We start from the raw sequence: 14,579 nt of genomic DNA on the forward strand, positions 1-14,579 counted from the left end.
TCAGCCGAGTTGTTCCAGCAGCGCCTTGGCAGCGGCCTGTTCGGCCTGCCGCTTGGAACCTGCGGTGGCCTGCGCCTCGGTGCCGTCCTGCAGCCGCGCGGCGATGGTGAACACTGGCGCGTGGTCCGGGCCGCTGCGGGAGACCTCGAGATAGGACGGCGGCTTCTGCCCGCGCGCCTGCGCCCATTCCTGCAAAGAGGTCTTGGCGTCGCGCGCGTCGGTTTCCACCTGGTGGATACGGCTGCCCCAAAGACGCAGAATCACCTCGGCGGCGGCGTCAAAGCCCGCGTCCTTGTAGACCGCGGCGATCACCGCCTCCATCGCGTCGCCCAGCAGCGCCTGCTTGCGGCGGCCGCCGGACATCATCTCGGAGCGGCCCAGCTTCAGCACTGCGCCGAGATCGATCTCCTTGGCAACGTCGGCGCAGGCTTCCTTGCGCACCAGCGCGTTGAAGCGCGGCGCCAGCTGGCCCTCGGTGGCGGTCTTGTCATGCTCCAGCAGCGCAGTGGCCATTACCAGCCCCAGAACCCGGTCGCCCAGAAACTCCAGCCGCTGGTTGTCCTTGCGGGTGGAGGAGGACACCGAGGCATGGGTCACGGCGCGCTGCAGCAGGTCGGGGCGGGCGAACTTGTGCCCGATCCGTTCCTCGAACGCGCGCAGTTCCTTGGACAGCTTCACTGGATCCCCTTGAAGAAACGGTCGCCGCGCCAGGTCCAGAAATAGAGCATGGAGCGCCCGGCGGAAGAGAACATGATCCGGTCGGCGCGGCCGATCAGGTTTTCGTAAGGCACGAAACCAACCCCGCCCGCGGACTGCGGCAGGCGGCTGTCCGAGGAGTTGTCGCGGTTGTCGCCCATGAAGAAGTAGTGGCCTTCGGGCACCTGGTAGACGCTGGTGTGGTCAACGCCCTGGTTGGTGATGTTTAGCACGGTATGCTCGGTGCCGCCCGGCAGGGTTTCGACCTGGCGCGACTTCTTGCAGACGGCGCCCTGGCCTACCGGCGGGTTTTCGCAGCGCGGCATCGAACCTTGCGGCCCCTGGCGTTCCATCACTTCCTCGAACTCGCCTGCGTCCTGCAGCTTGACCGGCTCGCCGTTGATGAACAGCACGCCGTTCTTCATCTGGATCTTGTCGCCCGGCAGGCCGACCAGACGCTTGATGAAGTCGTTGCCGTTCACGGGGTGGCGGAACACTGCCACGTCGCCGCGCTCCGGCTCGCTGCCGATCAGGCGGGTATTGTCGCCGTCCAGGAAAGCGCAGATCTTCTTGGCATCGATGTTCACCCCGATTGCCGGGAAGCGGAGGCTGGGGCAGGAGGCATAGGAATAGCCATAGGCCATCTTGTTCACGAACAGGAAATCCCCGATCAGCAGGGTTTCCTTCATCGAACCGGACGGAATCCAGAAGGGCTGGAAGAACAGGGTGCGGAAGACACCGGCGATCAGCAGCGCGTAGACGACGGTCTTGATCGTCTCGATGATCGAACTGCTGGTCTTTGCTTTGGCCGTCATCAGGCTCTCCGGTTTGAAAACAGGGTCCGGGGCTACATGCGGGCCTGAAGGGGGCAAGTCAAGTTCCGGCGGGCAATTCCGCCGGGTTCGGCTCAATGGGGCGGGCTTCGATCAGCACAAAGGCCTGCGCCCAGGGGTGGTCATCGGTCAATGTCACGTGAATCACCGCCTCATGGCCGAGCGGGGTCATCTGTTGCAGCCGCTCGGCGGCCCAGCCGGTCACATGCATCACCGGCTGGCCGGTCCGCAAATTGCTGACCGCCATGTCCTTCCACGCGATGCCCATGCGCAGGCCGGTGCCCAGCGCCTTGGAACAGGCTTCCTTGGCCGCCCAGCGCTTGGCGTAGGTGCCGGCCACATCGCGGCGGCGCTCGGCTTTGCGTTGCTCCACGTCGGTGAACACGCGGTTGCGGAAGCGGTCGCCGAAGCGGTCCAGCGTGCGCTGGATGCGCTCGATATTGGCGAGGTCGGTTCCGATGCCCAGGATCATTCTTCCAGCCGCTTGAGGCCCAGTTTGATGCCGTGGCCCAGGAACAGCCGGTTGACCATCAGGATGACGGCCAGCAGGAGCAGGAAGATCCCGGCGAGATAGACAAAGGGAATTGTCTGCCGCGCCTCGGTCACCATCGGGCTGTTCCAGTAGAGCGGCAGCTGGATGACGGTCAGCACCGCCACCACCCCGGTCATTGCCGCTGCGCAGACCCAGGCGTCCCTGCCCGGCAAAGGCGCGCGGGTGGCCCGGGCAATGCGCATGCCTTCGGCAACCGAAGCCACCATCGGCGGCAGCACCGTTGCCAGCCCGGCCGGCATGCCGATGCCGAACTGCGCCAACAGGAGGCCTGCCAGCAGCATCGCAACTGAGGCCCCCATCCACCAAAGCCCGTACCGGATCAGATTGACTTGCATTTTCACCCTCTCCCAGTGCAGCCATCCGGCCGCGCATTTTTCGCAATGCCTGGCTCATGCTCCTGGCAGATCTGCGTTGTTTCCTCATCCCGCAGCGGCACGTCCAGCAGAGCGCAATGGGCGCCCTGCACTGATGCACGGTGATGGCGGCAGCTGCGGCAGAGGCCGAAACTGCGCCCGCCGCGGGCCTCGATCATGCCCCTGACCAGCTGCCGCAGCGCATCCCGCACGTCCTCCATCTGGCGGTCCGTCAAGTCCGCTGGCGGTACTGCGTCCAGTGCTTCTGCCACGGCTTGCCCCTGCGGCGTGAGGTCATAGCGCCGGGAGCGCCGGTCGCTGCCGCCCGGCCCTTCTTGCGCCAAACCCTTGGCGGCCAGCGACTTCAGTGTCTGGGAAACCGTGCCGCGGGTCGCCGACAGGTAGTCGGCCACCGCCGACGGCGTCCTGGAGAACCGGTTGGCCCGCGCAAGATAGTCCAGAGCCGAAGCCTGCGCCGGGTTCAGCCCGGCAGCCCGGCGCCCGGTGCCATGCAGGCGCGAGAGCCGGTCAAGCAGGCTGGCGATTTCATATGCCGCTGTCATGCAAGCTTGATAGCGAGTCAAAATTATCATTGCAATACTTTCGACTCGATACTATCGATATGACATCGAGTCGAAATTAAGGAGATCGAAATGAAACTTGCGATTTACGCAGTGGCACTTGCCGCGCTGGCGTCCGGGCAAGCCGCACAGGCGGGCGGCAGCCACGCCGCTGCGCATGCTGAACTGCTGTCAGAAGCCAAAGAAGGGATTGCGCCGGACACCGACATCCGCAGCGTGCATGCCAGCCGCAGCGGCGGGCATGTCACCTTCCGGATGGAAACCGGCGGCGAGGCTGGCAGCACGGTGCCGACCGCCACTGGTTCCTTGGGTGGTGCCGGGGTGCAGGCCTACGTCTGGCCGCTGTCGCTGGATCCCTCAGTCGCTGGCTTTGAAGCCGGCAGCGGCACGCTGGCGCTGGTCGCCACCGCGCATCCGGATTTTGACGACACGCCGCTGTTCGACGAGAACGGAGATGGCGATCTGGCCAATGACGGGGCCGGCTGGCACAGCCACTGGGTCGTGCTGACCGCCAACGACGGCTGCGGCGAGGGGATGCTGTCGGTCAAGGACATTCCCGAAGGCGCAACTCCCGCGCTGCCCGCGACCTGGCCGGGACTGCCGCTCTACATCGACAGCCCAGGCTACTCTCCGGTCCTGAACGGCAAGGAGGTCAGCCTGACGGTGCCGCTTGCGGCAAAGGCCCTGGCGTTTGACGGGGTGACGGCCGGGCTGCAGGTCAACGCGAACATCCACGCGCCGCTGCTGTGTGTGACCGATGTGTTCGACATTGCGTCGGGCGACCTGAGCCTGCCCGGCAAGCTGGAATGACCCGCACCATGCGCGTGTGAAAACCGGCCGGGGCGGCGGTGAAGCCTTGCCCCGGCCCTGATCCGTCAGGCGGCTGTCAGCCGCGGGCGGCGTCCATCAGGCGGCGCATTTCCTGCATTGCCGGGGTCAGGCCGCGGAAGATCGCCTCGCCGATCAGGAAGTGGCCGATGTTCAGTTCGCGCACTTCCGGAAAGGCCGCAACCGGCTGCACTGTGTCATAGGTAAGGCCGTGGCCCGCGTGCACTTCCAATCCCAGAGAATGGGCATAGGCAGACATGTCCCGCAGCGCCTCCAACTCGCGGTCGCGGTCCTCGAACCGGCCCTCGGCGTAGTAGTCGCAATAGGCACCGGTGTGCAGTTCGATCACCTCCGCCCCAATACGGTGGGCGGCATCGATCTGCTTCCGGTCAGCTGCGATGAAGATCGACACCCGGCAGCCCGCATCCCGCAGCGGCGCGATGAAATGGGCTAGGCGGTTTTCCTCGCGCGCCACTTCCAGTCCGCCCTCGGTGGTGCGCTCCTCGCGTTTCTCCGGCACGATGCAGACCGCGTGCGGTTTGTGGCGCAGGGCGATCTTCTGCATTTCCTCGGTCGCGGCCATCTCAAAGTTCAGCGGCACGTTCAGCGCCTCCATCAGCGCATCAATATCGGTGTCGGTGATGTGGCGGCGGTCTTCTCGCAGATGCGCGGTAATGCCGTCGGCGCCGGCTTCCTCGGCCAGTTTTGCGGCGCGGACCGGATCCGGATAGGCGCCGCCGCGGGCGTTGCGCACGGTGGCCACATGGTCGATATTCACGCCCAGGCGCAGCTTGTTATCTGTCATGAGAGGTATCTCATCCGTCTGAAGTCAAAGGCTTGGCACAAAGACTAGGCACAGAACGGGCAAGAGCAAGCTTGCAGGCAATATTGGTACAATCCCGGCGCCTGGCTCAGACGCCGGTGTCGACCTCGGCGCGTTTCTTGATCGCCTCGAACTTGGCCTTGATCTTGGCCCGGCGGCGCTGCTGGTAAACCCGGATCACCGGCAGGCTGAGCAGATAGCAGACCGTGGCGGCGATAACGCCCGGAATGATGCCGCCGATCAGGTAGGGATAGAACACCTCATTATAGAACAGGTGCAACCCCTGCCAATCGGCGGGCCGGTCCATGAAAAGGGCAATCAGGTTGTCCTTCAGATCGCCGCCGGCCGCCAGGAACTTGCCCACCAGGGATTTGTCGACCTCCTGGTCGAACTCGGTTCCCAAAAGCCAGTGCCCGGTCTGCAGGGAGGCGACGCCAATCGGCACATAGGTCAGCGGGTTGCCGAAGAAGGTGGCGCTGAGCGAGGCCAGGATATTGCCGTTCATCAGCCGGGCAATGAATGCAGCGATAAAGAAATGCAGCCCGTAAAACGGTGTGAAGGTGGTGAACACCCCGGCCCAGATGCCGCGGGCGATGCGTTCGGGCGAATCAGGCAGGCGGCGCACCCGGTGCTTCACATACAGGAACGCCCGGCCCCAGCCGCCGCGCGGCCAGAGAAAGTCCGCCAGCACCCGGAGGGGCGGACGTCTGTCCCGGCGCCTGAATACCAAAGCTGTCCGTCCTTCCCAGTTTCCGGCTCAGAATTTCAGCGGCTTACCCCGGAAAGTGGCGCTCTTCCGGCCGCTCCCGGAACCGCGCCACCGCGGCAACATCGCTTTCCGCCTCGAGCGTCAGCATCAGCGAGTGCAGCTGCTCCACATCCCGCAGCTCCACATTGATCATGAGCCGGTAAAAGTCTGGTTTCCTGTCTACAAATTCAAGGTCCGAGATATTGGCCTTTTTCTCGCCGATCAATGTGCAAATGCGTCCCAGCACCCCGGCGTCATTGCCGATGGTCAGCTCCAGCGTGGTGCCATAGACCGCCGGGTGGGTGCCGCTGTGCCAATGCACGTCCATCCAGCGCTCCGGCTGGTCCTCGAATTCGCCCAGCTTGTCGCAATCGGCGGCGTGCACCACCACCCCGCGGCCGCGGTAGGTGATGCCGATGATGCGCTCGCCCGGCAGCGGCTGGCAGCAGGCCGCACGCTCAAAGCTCTGGCCCGGCTCAAGACCGATCACCGCGCGGCGCGGGGAAATTTCGTCGCTGTCGCCGGTGGTGGTCAGTTCCGGGTAGACTGACTGCACCACATCATGCGCAGTGATTTCTGCCGCACCCAGCCGCGCCAGCAGCTCATTCACCCCGCTAGCGCGGAGGGCGCGGGCAGCAGTTTCCAATGCCTTATCCGTGGCCTTCTTGCCGACGTGTTCAAACGCCGAACGTGCCAGTTCGTGGCCCAGCTTCACGAACCGTGCCCGGTCCGCCTCGCGCAGGGCGCGGCGGATGGCGGTGCGGGCCTTGCCGGTGGTGGCGATTTCCAGCCAGCTGACCTGCGGGGTCTGGCCCTCGGCGGTGATCACATCCACCGACTGGCCGTTCCTGAGCCGGGTCCACAGCGGCACCCGGATGCCGTCCACCTTGGCACCGACGCAGGCGTGGCCGATACGGGTGTGGATGGCATAGGCGAAATCGATCGGCGTGGCGCCCTTGGGAAGCTTGATCACATCGCCCTTGGGCGTGAAGCAGAACACCTGGTCCGAATACATCTCGAGCTTTACGGCCTCGAGGAATTCGTCGTGGTCGTCCTCTGCGTCGAACTGTTCGGTCAGCGAGGCGATCCACTTGGCCGGATCCACCGCAAAGGGGTTCTCGGTGCGCACCCCGTCCCGGTAGGACCAATGCGCTGCAACCCCGGTTTCCGCCACATCATGCATCTGGCGGGTGCGGATCTGCACCTCCACCCGTTTGCCGTCACGGCCCGAAACGGTGGTGTGGATCGACCGGTAGCCGTTCGACTTCGGCTGGCTGATGTAGTCCTTGAACCGCCCCGGCACTGCCCGCCAGCGCTGGTGGATGGCGCCCAGCGCGCGGTAGGCGTCTTCTTCGGACAGGGTAATCACCCGGAAGCCATATATGTCCGAAAGCCGCGAAAAGCCCTGATCCTTGGCCTGCATCTTGCGCCAGATCGAATAGGGTTTCTTGGCGCGGCCAAAGACCTCTGCTTCAATGCCCGCTTTTTCCAGTTCCAGCCGCATATCGCCGGTAATCCGGTGGATCACGTCGCCGGTTTCGCGTTGCAGGGTCACAAAGCGGCGGATGATCGACTGGCGCCCTTCCGGGTTCAGCACGCGGAAGGCCAAGTCCTCCAGCTCCTCGCGCATCCACTGCATACCCATGCGGCCAGCCAGCGGCGCATAGATATCCATCGTCTCGCGTGCCTTCTGGGCCTGCTTCTCCGGGCGCATCGCCTTGATGGTGCGCATGTTGTGCAGACGGTCGGCGAGCTTCACCAGAATCACCCGCAGGTCCTTGGACATCGCCATGAACAGCTTGCGGAAGTTCTCCGCCTGCTTGGTTTCACGGCTGGACAGCTGCAGGTTGGTCAGCTTGGTGACGCCATCGACCAGCATCGCCACCTCATCGCCGAAGCGGCGGGCGACTTCTTCGTAGTTGGCCTTGGTGTCTTCGATGGTGTCGTGCAGCAGCGCGGTGATGATGGTTGCATCATCCAGGCGCTGTTCGGTAAGGATGGCGGCCACCGCCACCGGATGCGTGAAATAGGGCTCGCCCGAATGGCGGAATTGCCCCTCATGCATCTGCTCGCCAAAGGCATAGGCTTCGGCGATCCTGTCCGCGTTGGTTTTGGGATTGTAGTTGCGGACCAGAGCAATCAGGTCGTCAGGGGAAATCATGTCCGGTCCGCAGCCTCAAAAATCCAGACGCGCGCCTCAGCCCTGGCCCTGGGCCTCCATCAGCGCGCGCAGCAGTTTCTCTTCCGACATGTCGTCGTCGGCCGGCTTGTCGTTGTCCGCGCCCATCAGCAGAGCCATGGAATCTTCTTCCGGCTCGTCCACTTCAATCTGGGTCTGGTTGCTCTCGATCAGGCGCTCGCGCAGCTCATCGGCGCTCTGGGTCTCGTCGGCAATCTCGCGCAGGGAAACAACCGGGTTCTTGTCGTTGTCGCGCTCGACGGTGATCGGGGCACCAGCCGAGATTTCGCGGGCACGGTGCGCAGCCAGCATCACCAGCTCAAAGCGGTTCGGCACTTTATCGACGCAATCTTCAACCGTCACGCGGGCCATCAGCGACTCTCCATTTCATTCCTGGTCCAGAAGGCAGACATTTACGCCCATATCTTTCTCTTGACAAGGGCGGAAAACAACGCATTGCGCGGCTCAGAGCGGTGCCACCTCAGCCACGTCCTGCGGCGGCAGTTCGGCCAGCATCTCCGTTACGGATTTCTGCAGGACCGGGTGGCGCCAGCGCGGTGCAATGTCAGCCAGCGGCACCAGCACAAAGGCGCGGTCCTGAATGCGCGGATGCGGCAGGATCAGCTGCCCCGGCGCCTCCTGCATCTGCTGGTCCAAAGGCAGCCCCTGCCAGCGCGCGTATCCAGCCTCGTCCGGCAGCACCGCGCCACCATAGTCCACCAGGTCCAGATCCAGCGTCCGCATCCCCCAGCGCTGTTCCCGCACCCTCGCAAACTGCGCCTCGACCTGGTGCAGCCGTGCCAGAAGATCGCCCGCGGACAGCCCGGTTTCCACCGAAACCGCGGCGTTCACGTAGTCCGGCCCCGCCCCCGCCGGGAAACAAGGCGTCTGGAAGAACCTGGACACGCAGCGCAGGGCAATATCCTCCGACTGCAGCGCGCGGATGGCCTTTGACAGCGTGATCTGAGGCGCATCAGCGTCAGCCGGCAGGTTGCCGCCAAGAGCAATCAGCGCTGTTTTACGGTTTGCGGCCATCTTTGACCCCATTCAACGGACAGCATACTTGCGGCAAATGACAAATAACTTACATTAAGTCTACCCGTTTCGCCGATTTCAGGCATTCACTCACGGACTCCCCGGCCGAAGCGGATATACCGGAAGGAAAATTTGATGTTTTACAAGGACGAACGGCTCGCGCTGTTCATAGACGGATCAAACCTATACGCCGCAGCGAAGGCGCTTGGGTTTGATATCGACTACAAGCTTCTGCGGCAGGAATTCATGCGCCGCGGCAAGCTTCTGCGGGCCTTTTATTACACCGCTCTGCTCGAGAACGACGAGTATTCGCCGATCCGGCCGCTTGTCGACTGGCTGCATTACAACGGCTTCACCATGGTCACCAAACCGGCCAAGGAATACACCGACAGCATGGGCCGCCGCAAAGTCAAGGGCAACATGGACATCGAACTGACGGTCGATGCCATGGAGCTGGCGCCGCGGGTGGACCATATCGTGCTGTTCTCGGGCGATGGGGACTTCCGCCCGCTGATTGCCAGCCTGCAGCGCCAAGGCGTTCGGGTTTCGGTGGTGTCGACCATCCGCAGCCAGCCGCCGATGATCTCTGACGACCTGCGCCGCCAGGCCGACAACTTCATTGAGCTGGAGGAGCTACGCGACGTGATCGGCCGCCCGCCGCGCGAGCAGAGCGAGCCGCGCTCCGCGACAGCCGCCCACGGCTGATCGGAGACGCTGGAAAACAGCCCGGAACAGACGCCAGATGGGGTGGCGCCTGTTCCGGAACAACTCAGTTGTGCGCGTGCTCTTGGCTGTTGATCTGATTGTGGCGGGCAACGGTGGCCGCAGGCCAGCTGCTTTTGACATAGGCGAGCGCCTGAAGCATTTCCTCTTCGCTCAGCACGCCGCCAAAGCCGGTCATGCGGCTTTTGTAGCCATTGCCGGCAATTGCCGCCACGCCTTTCCTGACCACTTCCAGCAACTGCTCATCCGGATGGTGCCACGCATGGCCGGTCTCATCCAGAGGCGGCGCAGGCAGATACCCCTCGCCGTCCCTTGACTGCCAGTCCGGCTCCCCCTGCAGGGTATTACCGTGGCAGCTGGCGCAATTTTCATCATAGACCGCCCTGCCCGCTTCGACGGCAGCCGGTTTGTCATACGGCAGGATGCCTGCTGCCTGACCCTGCACAGCTGCAAGCCCGACGCCGCCCCCGCCCGCCAGCACCAAGGCCGCAGCCCTTGTGATTGCCCCCATCAATTCCGCCTCCCGTTCTGATTTGCGATAGCACTCCCTGCCGCCTTCCGGCGCTGGAAGCTGAAATCACATCCGCGTGAGGCGCCCGCGGCACTGGACCTCGCGGTCTGAAGTGCTTACCTCTGGCGCGCAAGGAGACGCCCATGACCAAGCCAGCCCTGACCCTCTACCTCGCCGCACCGCGCGGCTTTTGCGCCGGAGTGGACCGCGCCATCAAGATTGTCGAGATGGCGATCGGAAAATGGGGGGCGCCGGTCTATGTGCGCCATGAGATCGTGCACAACAAATTCGTGGTCGACAGCCTGCGCGAAAAAGGCGCGGTGTTTGTCGAGGAGCTGGACGAATGCCCTGATGACCGGCCGGTGATCTTCTCCGCGCATGGCGTACCGAAATCAGTGCCCGCCGCGGCCGAAGCGCGTGAAATGATCTATGTCGATGCCACCTGCCCGCTGGTCTCCAAGGTGCATATCGAGGCCCAGCGCCACGCCGAGGCCGGGCTGCAGATGATCATGATCGGCCACAAGGGCCACCCGGAGACCATCGGCACCATGGGCCAGCTGCCCGAGGGCGAGGTGCTGCTGGTGGAAACCGCGGCTGATGTGGCGACGGTTGAGGTGCGCGACCCGGACCGTTTGGCCTATGTCACCCAGACCACCCTGTCGGTCGATGACACCAAGGGCATCGTTGCGGCGCTGGAAGAGCGTTTCCCCAACATCATCGGCCCGCACAAGGAAGACATCTGCTATGCCACCACCAACCGCCAAGAGGCGGTGAAATCGGTGGCGCCCAAGGCGGATGCCCTCTTGGTGGTCGGCGCGCCAAACTCCTCGAACTCCCGCCGCCTGGTGGAGGTCGGGGCCAAGAACGGCTGCGGCTACGCCCAACTGGTGCAGCGCGCCGAAAACATCGACTGGCGCGCGCTGGAGGGTATCCGCTCGGTCGCCATCACTGCCGGCGCCTCTGCACCCGAACTGCTGGTCAACGAGGTAATCGACGCCTTCCGCGAGCGTTATGACGTCACGGTCGAAGTGGTGGAAACCGCGGTTGAGACCGTCGAGTTCAAGGTGCCCCGCGCGTTGCGGCAGCCTGCGTGATTGAAAGCCCGCTGAAGGCAACCCAGGTTACAGAAATTGCACCCGCTTCGGGTTAACCGTGTTACGCATTAGTCCCCGGGCATTATTTCTGGAGCCATATTGATGATCACGCTGCACTTTCTGATTACCGCCTTTGTTGTCGTCCTCGCGCCCGGCACGGGTGTCATCTACACGCTCGCGCTTGGCCTCGGCCAAGGCTGGCGCGCTTCCATCTGGGCCGCAATCGGCTGCACCTTCGGCATTGTTCCGCATCTGGCCGCTGCCACGCTGGGGCTGGCGGCGGTGCTGCACAGCTCCGCCCTGCTGTTCCAGATCGTCAAGGCCGCGGGTGTTGCCTATCTCCTGTACCTCGCCTGGCAGGCGCTGCGCAGCGGCGGCGCGCTGGCAGTTTCCTCGAAACGCACCAGCCAGCCCGGCTGGAAAATCGCCTGGCGCGGGGCGCTGATCAATATCCTGAACCCCAAGCTGTCGGTGTTCTTCCTGGCACTGCTGCCGCCGTTCCTGAGCGGCAATCCCGCCAGCGCCACGCTGGAGATGTCCGTTCTGGGGCTGGTGTTCATGGTGATGACCTTTGCCATCTTCGTGCTCTACGGGCTGTTTGCCGCCCAGGCCCGCACGTATCTGCTGAACAGCGAGCGGGTGCTGAAATGGATGAGCCGCGGCTTTGCCGCCGTCTTTGCCGGCCTTGCCGCCCGGCTGGCCGCGGAACGCGCCTGAATGCATCTGCCGGAGAAAACCGGATGAGCGACGACAGAACCATCAGCGTCTACGACGACCGTGCCGCGGACTACGCCGAGTGCTTTACGGGCCGCGGGGATGAAGGCGAGGAAGCTGATTATCTCGCTTTCACCGCCCGGCTCCCCGAGGACGGCACAGTGCTGGACCTCGGCTGCGGACCCGGCCATTGGGCAGCGCGGTTCCGGGATGCGGGCTACCGGGTGGCGGCGCTGGACGCCTCGCCGGAAATGGCGGAAGCCGCCCGCGCCGCCTATGGGGTCGAAGTTACGGTCGCAGGGTTTGAGGCCTTGGACGCAGAGGCGGTCTTTGACGGCATCTGGGCTTGTTTCAGCCTGCTGCATGTGCCGCGGGCAGAGCTGGCCATTCACCTGTCCGCCGCGCACCGGGCCCTGACTGCTGGCGGGACACTATGCCTGGCGATGAAACTGGGCGAGAGCGAGGGCCGCGATGAACTGGGCCGGTTCTATGCCTACTACAGCGAGGAAGAACTGCGCGGAAAACTCGAAACCGCCGGTTTCACGGTCCTTGGCAGCCGCCGCGGCGAGGACAAAGGTCTGGCTGGCACTGCCCAAAAGTTCGTAGTACTGACGGCGCATGCCTGAATTATTTGCTTATACCGACGGCGCCTGCTCTGGAAACCCCGGCCCCGGCGGCTGGGGCGTTCTGCTGCGCGCCATGGACGGTGACACCATCGTCAAAGAAAAAGAACTGAGCGGCGGCGAAGCCGAGACCACCAACAACCGGATGGAGCTGCTGGCCGCAATCAACGCGCTGGAGAGCCTGGCGCGGCCGTCCACGATCACCGTGGTGACCGACTCGACCTACGTGAAGAACGGCGTCACCGGCTGGATCTTCAGCTGGAAGAAGAACGGCTGGAAGACGTCCAGCAAGAAGCCCGTGAAGAATGTCGAGCTGTGGCAGCGGCTGGACGAGGCGCAAGCCCGCCACAAGGTGACCTGGGAATGGGTCAAGGGACACGCGGGCCACCCCGAAAACGAGCGCGCGGATGAGCTGGCCCGGGCCGGCATGGCCCCCTTCAAGAAGAAAAGCGCCTGATGCGCAGGGCCTGCGCATGAGCTTTCTGACCCTGCTCGACTACGCCTCGGTGCTTGTCTTTGCCCTGACCGGGGCGCTGGTCGCCAGCCGGGCGCAGCTCGACATTGTCGGCTTTGCCTTCGTCGCCTGCCTGACAGCCGTCGGCGGCGGCACGGTCCGGGATCTGCTGCTGAATCGCGATCCGGTTTTCTGGGTCGGCGACCCGAATTACATCCTGCTCGCGGCGGCTGCCGCGGTGGCAGTGTTCTTTACCGCGCATCTGGTGGAAAGCAGGTTGCGCTGGGTGATCTGGCTGGACAGCTTTGCCCTGGCGGTTGCCGTGCCCGCCGGCACGGGCGCCGCGATTGCGCTGGGAAAGGGGCCGGTGATCGTGGTGCTGATGGGCATGGCCACCGGTTCGCTGGGCGGGCTGATGCGCGATGTGGTCTGCAACGAGGTGCCACTGGTCCTGAAACAGGGCGAGCTGTACATCACCTGCGCCATGGCCGGCGCAATCACCGCCGTGCTGGCAATCTCGGCAGGGCTAGAGCTGAGGTTTGCCCTGCTCGCCTGCGCCATCGTCTGCTGGACCCTGCGCGCGGGCTCGATCACATTCGGCTGGCACCTGCCGGTTTACAAGAGCCGCCCGCCGCGCAGCTAGACGGGGCTGCTAGCGCTGTATGTATTTCTGCCAAAGCCAGATCAGCAGCAGAGCGCCCAGCACCGCGCCCACGAAACCTGCCATGAAGCCCATCACCGCCAGCAGCGCGCGCAGCACCAGGCCGCCGACCAGCGCCCCGGCCATGCCGATGCAGACCGTGGTGATGATGTCGGTTTCCAGTTTCATCAGCCGGGTTGCCAGGAAACCCGCCGCGGCACCGATGATGATCAGGGCTATTATGGGCATCAGACCCTCCGGTTACAGGCGGCTACCCTTCGGAACCGGGAAGCCGCGCAGGAATACATCCGGATCCTGCGCGCTTTTGCCCGCCCGTTGCAAGCGCAAGAGCTGCACCGCGCCGGTCCCGCAGGCAACGGTCAGGGCGTCGTCCACCACCTCGCCGGGCACGCCCTGCCCCTCCGCAATCCGTGACGCCAGCAGCTTGACCCGCTGGCCTTCGATCTCGCACCAGGCGCCAGGAAAGGGTGACAATCCGCGGATCTTGCGGTCCACTTCCGCCGCCGGACGGGACCAGTCGATCTGAGCCTCCGCCTTGTCGATCTTCTCCGCGTAGGTGACGCCTTCTTCGGGCTGCACTTCCGGTGTCAGCCCCGGCAGGCGCCGCAAGGCCTCAACGATCAGTCCGGCCCCCATCCCCGAAAGCCGGTCATGCAGTTGGGCGGTGGTTTCCTCTGCACCGATCGCGGTGGCCTCTCGCAGCAGCACCGGGCCGGTGTCCAGCCCTGCCTCCATCTGCATGATGCAGACGCCGGTTTCGGCATCGCCTGCCATGATCGCCCGGTGGATTGGCGCCGCGCCGCGCCAGCGCGGCAAAAGGCTCGCGTGGATGTTGAGGCAGCCATGCGCGGGCGCGTCCAGCACCGCCTGCGGCAGGATCAAGCCATAGGCCACGACCACCGCCACATCTGCATTCAAAGCGGTAAAGGCCTCCTGCTCTTCCGCGCCTTTCAGCGAGACCGGGTGGCGCACCTCCAGCCCCAAGGCCGCGGCGCGGGCGTGGACAGGGGTGGGCCGGTCCTTCTTGCCACGGCCCGCAGGCCGGGGCGGCTGGCAATAAACGGCGGCAATCTCGTGCCCGGCCTCCACCAGCGCATCCAGCACCGGCACTGAGAAGTCAGGCGTTCCCATGAAGATAATGCGCATCAATGCCTCCGTAGGGTGGGCAAT

The 14,579-nt window shown here is 64.4% G+C and carries 20 protein-coding genes; 7 read left to right on the forward strand and 13 right to left on the reverse strand.

Annotated elements, in window-relative coordinates:
* From rnc to AB1A62_RS07405, 5 genes are read right to left on the reverse strand one after another with little or no spacing between them, the layout of a single operon-like run.
* Positions 1-678, reverse strand: coding sequence for a ribonuclease III (rnc, locus tag AB1A62_RS07385; protein WP_366660874.1), 678 nt, complete (start codon positions 676-678; stop codon positions 1-3).
* The gene (gene lepB, locus AB1A62_RS07390) at positions 675-1,511 is read right to left on the reverse strand and encodes a signal peptidase I (protein WP_366660875.1); all 837 of its coding nucleotides are present in this window, start codon (positions 1,509-1,511) and stop codon (positions 675-677) included. Before lepB ends, rnc begins: the two co-directional genes overlap by 4 nt.
* A 58-nt stretch (positions 1,512-1,569) precedes the next feature.
* Positions 1,570-2,001 carry a holo-ACP synthase gene (gene acpS, locus AB1A62_RS07395; RefSeq protein ID WP_366660876.1) on the reverse strand — a complete coding sequence of 144 codons (432 nt, stop codon included), beginning with the start codon at positions 1,999-2,001 and terminating at the stop codon, positions 1,570-1,572.
* Positions 1,998-2,417, reverse strand: a complete 420-nt coding sequence (locus tag AB1A62_RS07400) for an ABZJ_00895 family protein (protein WP_366660877.1) — start codon at positions 2,415-2,417, stop codon at positions 1,998-2,000. Before AB1A62_RS07400 ends, acpS begins: the two co-directional genes overlap by 4 nt.
* A gap of 2 nt (positions 2,418-2,419) precedes the next feature.
* Positions 2,420-2,998 (reverse strand): MarR family winged helix-turn-helix transcriptional regulator, encoded by a 579-nt coding sequence (locus tag AB1A62_RS07405; RefSeq protein WP_366660878.1) that lies wholly within the window; start codon positions 2,996-2,998, stop codon positions 2,420-2,422.
* A gap of 90 nt (positions 2,999-3,088) precedes the next feature.
* On the opposite strand from AB1A62_RS07405, the gene AB1A62_RS07410 reads away from it, so the two are divergent.
* The gene (locus tag AB1A62_RS07410) at positions 3,089-3,826 is read left to right on the forward strand and encodes a hypothetical protein (RefSeq protein ID WP_366660879.1); all 738 of its coding nucleotides are present in this window, start codon (positions 3,089-3,091) and stop codon (positions 3,824-3,826) included.
* Positions 3,827-3,902: 76 nt separating this feature from the next.
* On the opposite strand, the gene AB1A62_RS07415 is transcribed toward AB1A62_RS07410, so the two are convergent.
* The 5 genes from AB1A62_RS07415 to folK form a co-directional block, all read right to left on the reverse strand.
* The gene (locus AB1A62_RS07415; RefSeq protein ID WP_366660880.1) at positions 3,903-4,649 is read right to left on the reverse strand and encodes a pyridoxine 5'-phosphate synthase; all 747 of its coding nucleotides are present in this window, start codon (positions 4,647-4,649) and stop codon (positions 3,903-3,905) included.
* Positions 4,650-4,755: 106 nt separating this feature from the next.
* Complete coding sequence (locus tag AB1A62_RS07420) at positions 4,756-5,397, reverse strand: DUF2062 domain-containing protein (RefSeq protein WP_366660881.1); 642 nt, start codon at positions 5,395-5,397, stop codon at positions 4,756-4,758.
* A 43-nt stretch (positions 5,398-5,440) separates the two neighbouring features.
* Complete coding sequence (locus AB1A62_RS07425; protein WP_366660882.1) at positions 5,441-7,576, reverse strand: bifunctional (p)ppGpp synthetase/guanosine-3',5'-bis(diphosphate) 3'-pyrophosphohydrolase; 2,136 nt, start codon at positions 7,574-7,576, stop codon at positions 5,441-5,443.
* Between the two features lie 36 nt (positions 7,577-7,612).
* Positions 7,613-7,966, reverse strand: coding sequence for a DNA-directed RNA polymerase subunit omega (rpoZ, locus tag AB1A62_RS07430; protein ID WP_039186722.1), 354 nt, complete (start codon positions 7,964-7,966; stop codon positions 7,613-7,615).
* A gap of 93 nt (positions 7,967-8,059) precedes the next feature.
* Entirely contained in the window at positions 8,060-8,641 is a 582-nt protein-coding gene (gene folK, locus AB1A62_RS07435; RefSeq protein ID WP_366660883.1) for a 2-amino-4-hydroxy-6-hydroxymethyldihydropteridine diphosphokinase, read from the reverse strand.
* Positions 8,642-8,764: 123 nt separating this feature from the next.
* Between folK and AB1A62_RS07440 the strand changes: the two genes are divergently transcribed.
* Positions 8,765-9,334, forward strand: a complete 570-nt coding sequence (locus AB1A62_RS07440; RefSeq protein ID WP_019296609.1) for an NYN domain-containing protein — start codon at positions 8,765-8,767, stop codon at positions 9,332-9,334.
* A gap of 64 nt (positions 9,335-9,398) precedes the next feature.
* Here the strand turns inward: AB1A62_RS07440 and AB1A62_RS07445 are convergent, their stop codons facing one another.
* Positions 9,399-9,863 carry a cytochrome c gene (locus AB1A62_RS07445; protein ID WP_366660884.1) on the reverse strand — a complete coding sequence of 155 codons (465 nt, stop codon included), beginning with the start codon at positions 9,861-9,863 and terminating at the stop codon, positions 9,399-9,401.
* 143 nt (positions 9,864-10,006) lie between these two features.
* On the opposite strand from AB1A62_RS07445, the gene ispH reads away from it, so the two are divergent.
* The 5 genes from ispH (at position 10,007) to AB1A62_RS07470 (ending at position 13,391) form a co-directional block, all read left to right on the forward strand.
* The gene (ispH, locus tag AB1A62_RS07450) at positions 10,007-10,957 is read left to right on the forward strand and encodes a 4-hydroxy-3-methylbut-2-enyl diphosphate reductase (RefSeq protein ID WP_366660885.1); all 951 of its coding nucleotides are present in this window, start codon (positions 10,007-10,009) and stop codon (positions 10,955-10,957) included.
* Between the two features lie 102 nt (positions 10,958-11,059).
* Positions 11,060-11,674 carry a LysE family translocator gene (locus tag AB1A62_RS07455; protein ID WP_366660886.1) on the forward strand — a complete coding sequence of 205 codons (615 nt, stop codon included), beginning with the start codon at positions 11,060-11,062 and terminating at the stop codon, positions 11,672-11,674.
* 23 nt (positions 11,675-11,697) lie between these two features.
* A complete protein-coding gene (locus AB1A62_RS07460) occupies positions 11,698-12,297 on the forward strand; it encodes a class I SAM-dependent methyltransferase (RefSeq protein WP_366660887.1) in 600 nt (199 codons plus the stop codon).
* Positions 12,290-12,751 (forward strand): ribonuclease HI, encoded by a 462-nt coding sequence (gene rnhA / locus AB1A62_RS07465; protein WP_366660888.1) that lies wholly within the window; start codon positions 12,290-12,292, stop codon positions 12,749-12,751. The genes AB1A62_RS07460 and rnhA overlap by 8 nt, the downstream gene beginning before the upstream one ends.
* A gap of 16 nt (positions 12,752-12,767) precedes the next feature.
* Positions 12,768-13,391, forward strand: a complete 624-nt coding sequence (locus tag AB1A62_RS07470; protein ID WP_366660889.1) for a trimeric intracellular cation channel family protein — start codon at positions 12,768-12,770, stop codon at positions 13,389-13,391.
* 9 nt (positions 13,392-13,400) lie between these two features.
* Here AB1A62_RS07470 and AB1A62_RS07475 read toward each other — a convergent pair whose 3' ends face one another.
* Positions 13,401-13,637, reverse strand: coding sequence for a GlsB/YeaQ/YmgE family stress response membrane protein (locus AB1A62_RS07475; RefSeq protein ID WP_366660890.1), 237 nt, complete (start codon positions 13,635-13,637; stop codon positions 13,401-13,403).
* A gap of 12 nt (positions 13,638-13,649) precedes the next feature.
* Positions 13,650-14,555 (reverse strand): methionyl-tRNA formyltransferase, encoded by a 906-nt coding sequence (gene fmt / locus AB1A62_RS07480; RefSeq protein WP_366660891.1) that lies wholly within the window; start codon positions 14,553-14,555, stop codon positions 13,650-13,652.
* Positions 14,556-14,579 lie beyond the last annotated feature (24 nt).

This window comes from Leisingera sp. JC11, assembly GCF_040704725.1.
GTDB lineage: Bacteria > Pseudomonadota > Alphaproteobacteria > Rhodobacterales > Rhodobacteraceae > Leisingera.

What these genes read in the sequence shown, in the direction of transcription:
- folK (WP_366660883.1), bottom strand. Translation starts at nt 8,641, where the DNA reads ATGGGGTCAAAGATGGCCGCAAACCGTAAAACAGCGCTGATTGCTCTT.
- AB1A62_RS07475 (WP_366660890.1), bottom strand. Translation starts at nt 13,637, where the DNA reads ATGCCCATAATAGCCCTGATCATCATCGGTGCCGCGGCGGGTTTCCTG.
- acpS (WP_366660876.1), bottom strand. Translation starts at nt 2,001, where the DNA reads ATGATCCTGGGCATCGGAACCGACCTCGCCAATATCGAGCGCATCCAG.
- rnhA (WP_366660888.1), top strand. Translation starts at nt 12,290, where the DNA reads ATGCCTGAATTATTTGCTTATACCGACGGCGCCTGCTCTGGAAACCCC.
- AB1A62_RS07415 (WP_366660880.1), bottom strand. Translation starts at nt 4,649, where the DNA reads ATGACAGATAACAAGCTGCGCCTGGGCGTGAATATCGACCATGTGGCC.
- lepB (WP_366660875.1), bottom strand. Translation starts at nt 1,511, where the DNA reads ATGACGGCCAAAGCAAAGACCAGCAGTTCGATCATCGAGACGATCAAG.
- AB1A62_RS07425 (WP_366660882.1), bottom strand. Translation starts at nt 7,576, where the DNA reads ATGATTTCCCCTGACGACCTGATTGCTCTGGTCCGCAACTACAATCCC.
- AB1A62_RS07410 (WP_366660879.1), top strand. Translation starts at nt 3,089, where the DNA reads ATGAAACTTGCGATTTACGCAGTGGCACTTGCCGCGCTGGCGTCCGGG.
- fmt (WP_366660891.1), bottom strand. Translation starts at nt 14,555, where the DNA reads ATGCGCATTATCTTCATGGGAACGCCTGACTTCTCAGTGCCGGTGCTG.
- AB1A62_RS07440 (WP_019296609.1), top strand. Translation starts at nt 8,765, where the DNA reads ATGTTTTACAAGGACGAACGGCTCGCGCTGTTCATAGACGGATCAAAC.
- AB1A62_RS07455 (WP_366660886.1), top strand. Translation starts at nt 11,060, where the DNA reads ATGATCACGCTGCACTTTCTGATTACCGCCTTTGTTGTCGTCCTCGCG.
- AB1A62_RS07460 (WP_366660887.1), top strand. Translation starts at nt 11,698, where the DNA reads ATGAGCGACGACAGAACCATCAGCGTCTACGACGACCGTGCCGCGGAC.
- AB1A62_RS07405 (WP_366660878.1), bottom strand. Translation starts at nt 2,998, where the DNA reads ATGACAGCGGCATATGAAATCGCCAGCCTGCTTGACCGGCTCTCGCGC.
- AB1A62_RS07400 (WP_366660877.1), bottom strand. Translation starts at nt 2,417, where the DNA reads ATGCAAGTCAATCTGATCCGGTACGGGCTTTGGTGGATGGGGGCCTCA.
- AB1A62_RS07445 (WP_366660884.1), bottom strand. Translation starts at nt 9,863, where the DNA reads ATGGGGGCAATCACAAGGGCTGCGGCCTTGGTGCTGGCGGGCGGGGGC.
- ispH (WP_366660885.1), top strand. Translation starts at nt 10,007, where the DNA reads ATGACCAAGCCAGCCCTGACCCTCTACCTCGCCGCACCGCGCGGCTTT.
- rpoZ (WP_039186722.1), bottom strand. Translation starts at nt 7,966, where the DNA reads ATGGCCCGCGTGACGGTTGAAGATTGCGTCGATAAAGTGCCGAACCGC.
- AB1A62_RS07470 (WP_366660889.1), top strand. Translation starts at nt 12,768, where the DNA reads ATGAGCTTTCTGACCCTGCTCGACTACGCCTCGGTGCTTGTCTTTGCC.